Source organism: Micromonospora sp. SD12, from assembly GCF_052068495.1.
Classification (GTDB): Bacteria; Actinomycetota; Actinomycetes; order Mycobacteriales; family Micromonosporaceae; genus Micromonospora; species Micromonospora echinofusca.
Genome location: NZ_JBQHDF010000049.1, coordinates 1 through 1,137, shown reverse-complemented (window position 1 = coordinate 1,137; position 1,137 = coordinate 1). Strand labels below are relative to the sequence as shown.

Genomic DNA, 1,137 nt, shown 5'->3' with positions numbered 1-1,137 from the left:
GCCGAGGTCGGGTTGGAGCTGTTCGACGCCGCCCTGGGCGCCGACCGTGCGGCCCTCGTACCGGCCGTGATCGACGTACCGGCGCTGCGGGCAGCGCTCGGCGCCGGCCCCGTGCCGGCCGTACTGCGCACCCTGATCGGGTCGACGGCGTCCCGGCGACGGGCCGCGCGGGGCGGCGACTGGGCCAACCAGCTCGCGGGCCTGGCGCCCGACGAGGCACGCGCCCAGATCGACGTGCTGGTGCGTGGTCTGGTGGCGCAGGTGTTGGGGCACGGTGGCGTGGAGTCGGTGCCGGCGGATCGGGCGTTCCGCGAGTTGGGCTTCGACTCGCTGACGGCGGTGGACCTGCGTAACCGGTTGAACGCGGCCACGGGGCTGCGGCTGGCCTCGACGCTGGTCTTCGACTACCCGACCCCGGCCGTGCTCGTCGACCACCTCTACGAGCAGGTTTCCGGGCAGATCGCCGCCCGCCAGACGGCGGTGCGCACCGCCAACACCGACGAGCCGATCGCCATCGTGGGCATGGCCTGCCGCTACCCCGGCGGCGTCGAGAGCCCGGACCAGTTGTGGGAGTTGCTGGCCGGCGGCGGGGACGGGATTTCCGAGTTCCCCACCGACCGGGGCTGGGACCTGGAGAGCCTGTTCGACCCCGACCCGGAGCACAGCGGCACGTCGTACACCCGGCACGGTGGCTTCCTGTACGGTGCGGCGGAGTTCGACTCGGGCTTCTTCGGGATCTCGCCGCGTGAGGCCCTGGCGATGGATCCGCAGCAGCGGTTGCTGCTGGAGGCGTCGTGGGAGTCGTTCGAGTCCGCCGGGCTGGACCCGCAGCGGCTGCGGGGCAGCCGGACCGGTGTCTTCGCCGGTGTGATGTACCACGACTACGCCTCCCGCCTCATGGACCTGCCGCCGGACGCCGAGGGCTTCGTCGGCACCGGTACGTCGGGCAGCGTGCTGTCGGGTCGGGTGGCATACACGTTCGGGCTGGAGGGCCCGGCGGTGACCGTCGACACGGCGTGCTCGTCGTCGCTGGTGGCGCTGCACCTGGCGGCGCAGGCGTTGCGGTCGGGTGAGTGTGATCTGGCGTTGGCCGGTGGTGTGACGGTGATGGCGACGCCGGGGACGTTCATCGAGTTC

Annotated in this window: 1 protein-coding gene; it reads left to right on the top strand. The window is 72.6% G+C overall.

Annotated features, from left to right (window positions below):
• On the top strand, positions 1 to 1,137 hold a 1,137-nt coding region (locus tag ACTMS2_RS29250; RefSeq protein ID WP_441178264.1), incomplete at both ends, for a beta-ketoacyl synthase N-terminal-like domain-containing protein.